At 35.6% G+C, this 2941-nt stretch carries 3 protein-coding genes; 1 reads left to right on the top strand and 2 read right to left on the bottom strand.

Annotated features, from left to right (window positions below; translation table 11 throughout):
* Positions 1-261 precede the first annotated feature (261 nt).
* Together EO766_RS17990 and EO766_RS17985 are read right to left on the bottom strand one after the other, a co-directional pair.
* Positions 262-969, bottom strand: a complete 708-nt coding sequence (locus tag EO766_RS17990) for an RloB family protein (RefSeq protein ID WP_074420944.1) — start codon at positions 967-969, stop codon at positions 262-264.
* On the bottom strand, positions 944-2278 hold the full coding sequence (locus EO766_RS17985; protein ID WP_074420943.1) for an AAA family ATPase: 1335 nt from the start codon (positions 2276-2278) through the stop codon (positions 944-946). Before EO766_RS17985 ends, EO766_RS17990 begins: the two co-directional genes overlap by 26 nt.
* 441 nt (positions 2279-2719) lie before the next feature.
* Here EO766_RS17985 and EO766_RS17980 point away from each other — a divergent pair, with 441 nt between their 5' ends.
* Positions 2720-2905, top strand: a complete 186-nt coding sequence (locus tag EO766_RS17980; RefSeq protein ID WP_074419101.1) for a hypothetical protein — start codon at positions 2720-2722, stop codon at positions 2903-2905.
* Positions 2906-2941: the final 36 nt, after the last annotated feature.

Raw genomic sequence — 2941 nt, 5'->3', positions numbered from 1 at the left:
AATGAAATTGGTTTTAATTTCTACATAGCTGTCTATGAGTGCGTCAACCAAGTCATTTGGAAACACTGTTTTAAAATCATTTTTAAATTGGTCGAGTAGTGTCATAAAGGTTGCCTATAACGTTTTGCGGCTTTGCGTTCGTGCGGGATTTCAGGGAACAAAACTGTCAACCCAGCACTAAAGTTAAATTGAAAAACTGCACTTGAATTTACCACCGTCACCCCGCATGACGCAAAACCCGTGTTACCGGCTGGCGTTCTATCATTCCACATATTTCAAAAGTTCTCTTACAAGTCGGAACACAGTCGTTGATGATTCTTCTCTAGCTGGATTTGTATGGTCAAAATGATTGTAATTTCTCTCTGCTCTATCTATTGCAAGTTCAGCTCTTTTTCTGCTCGTTTTGTCGTCTATTCCGTCAAGTAATTCAAAAAAATCTTCTTCTATTAATTTAGTCCCGTTACCATCATAAATTACTTTGAATGGTTTGAGGTGTTCGTTTATCTTGTCGTTATAGTTATCTCTGTGCATTCCTCCACCCTGATGGTCATTAAAGTGTAGTATCAGCCAATATTCAAATGATTGATTTGAATAAGCTACGCCAAAGTTATTGGCTACAGCAATTTGAATTGCAGAGTTAAAATCATTATCATTAAAATCGTCTTTATCAAACACACACCACACTTGGTCGTAGTTACCCTGCTGAGCTAACACAAGGGCTCTATTAACTAGAGAAACTGTATTATATCCTTCACCAACTGATTTGACTTTTGCTGAAGTAATTCTGAATTGATTGAAATAAGAGGGTTCGGTGTTTTCTCCTTCACAAACAATAAGAATAGAAGGCTTTTCTGTCAACTCCGCAACAGGTCTTTCTAAGCTCGGTTCTTTTCTTCGTTGAGCCTTTAACTGTTCAAGGTGTTTTTGCTTTGCTGCTTTTTGTTCAGCTTTTTTGTCCTTCATTTTCATTTTCTGTCAAGAAAAATTTTAGGTTATCAAAAAAGCCAAGAAATGGAACTGCACCATATTTTCCCTTGATATAGTTGTCTTCAAAAGGCTCGGTTTTTCTTACTTCATCCGATTTAAAGTCAGCTAAGGAATAAAGTTTTGCTTCTCCGAATTTATTTTTGTTTGTAAACCAAGTTTGGTCTCTTCTAAATAGACCTGAGCTTAATAAGTTTGTGTCGTGTGTATTAAAAATCAATTGTGCATTCTTCTTGTTAAACTCATTTGAGTTAAAAAGTGAAACGATTTTACAAACCAAATTTGGATGAAGTTTTGAGTCTAACTCATCAACTACTAGAGTATAACCATTTTCAATAACATCGAGAATAGGACCTGTAAGAGCGAAAAACTTTCTTGTTCCAGACGATTCATCATCTTCTAATGAAAAGCTAACACTTCCTACTGATTTTAAGTCTTCGTTATATTTTTTATGCTTTATCAATACGTCAGATACATATTCTTTTTTTTCTTCTCGCACTTCTCTAATTAACTTCTCCTTGAGTTCTTTGGGCATTCCCTTGGGAAGACTTTCAATGTCAAGTTTTTGTAGTTCGATGTCTTGAATTCCTAAATCAGCGGCTTTCAATAGTTCAAGAATTTTAACTTTGTGTTTAGGGTCTTCGGTTTTACCCATAGTGAAACCCTGGTATCCTGATTCTTTTAATCCTGACAAGGTTTTAAGTCTTTTGAACCAATCTAAAACATTGATTGCAGTCTTTTCATTAAATTGAGCAGCAACAGAAATTAATAACGCATTATCTCGAACAAGACCTTCCTTAACAACAGTATTGCCTTTGGTGAAACTTCGTTCGTGAGTATTAAAGGTGCTTCCTTCTCTATAAAAAAGTTCAACTTCTTTTGTTTTTGGTTTGTGATAAAGCCACTCAGATACAATTCTTTCAGTTGTTGCTTCAAAACCATAACGATAAAGCACATTTTTATAAATGAAAATGATTTCAAATTCAGATGGTTCGTTTTCTGTCTGTGTGCTTAGTTTAAATGGCTCAACTTCAATAGCCTCACCTTTTTGGCTTTCCTTGGAACTATTGATTACGAAATATCGCATAAAAGCAAATGCATCAAGTAACTTGCTTTTACCACTCGCATTTGCACCATAGATAACTGCACTTTTGAGAAGTCTCAGTCCAAAGCTGTCATTTATTACAATGTTTTCGTGTTCTCTGGTGTCTTTATCATAGTTAGAAGCAATAAGGCTCAAAGTCGCTTTGTCCTTAAATGTCCTAAAGTTTTTAATTGAAAATTGCAGAAGCATCTTTCTGTCCGTTTTTGATTAATTGTCTGCAAAGGTAGTCTTTATTTTATAATTACAAGCAAAATAAAAGCCATTTTGACCGTTTCGGTTTGAAAAACTTGTTTATGTCGCATTTTTACGCTTGCCGGTAACGAATCGGTATTTGCGATGGCAGGATATTCTGTGTTCCGTCACGCTGATACCGAAGCTAAATTGAAAAATTTAAAGTTGAAAATATGATTTATTGTTCGTTAGATAACGTCAAGCCCGAACCGCCTCCGATTAAAGTTATGCAGCACAACTGCGGCTTGTCAAGCCCTGCTATTCGCAAATACTTTTGTTGTGCGTTCGGCTTTTTGTCCAACGTGAATTTTATTATGGTTTGTCAATCGCTAATTAAGCCTGTAACGACTGCGAATTGTCAAACGAAATTTAACCGATAGTCGTTCAGGTAAAAAACTAATGTCTGAACAAAAAAATGAACCAAAATTTAAAGAACAAACAAACAAAGAATTGTTTGAGGAACTTTGGGAACGTGGCTATTTTGTAATGAAACTTACTCGTGACGGAGATGATGATATTGATTATTTAGTGGTGTCCACATTGCCGCCTAAAGATGAAGTTCCTATTGACCACAACGCCAATTAAGGTTGTCGCCTTTTTTCGCATTGTTGTCCCAATACA

It is taken from the genome of Hydrotalea sp. AMD, assembly GCF_004100315.1.
In the GTDB taxonomy this organism is placed as follows: domain Bacteria; phylum Bacteroidota; class Bacteroidia; order Chitinophagales; family Chitinophagaceae; genus Hydrotalea; species Hydrotalea flava.
The sequence above is the reverse complement of the archived record's forward strand: the minus strand, read 5'-3'. Positions and strand labels throughout refer to the sequence as shown.

What these genes read in the sequence shown, in the direction of transcription:
- EO766_RS17990 (WP_074420944.1), bottom strand. Translation starts at nt 969, where the DNA reads ATGAAAATGAAGGACAAAAAAGCTGAACAAAAAGCAGCAAAGCAAAAA.
- EO766_RS17980 (WP_074419101.1), top strand. Translation starts at nt 2,720, where the DNA reads ATGTCTGAACAAAAAAATGAACCAAAATTTAAAGAACAAACAAACAAA.
- EO766_RS17985 (WP_074420943.1), bottom strand. Translation starts at nt 2,278, where the DNA reads ATGCTTCTGCAATTTTCAATTAAAAACTTTAGGACATTTAAGGACAAA.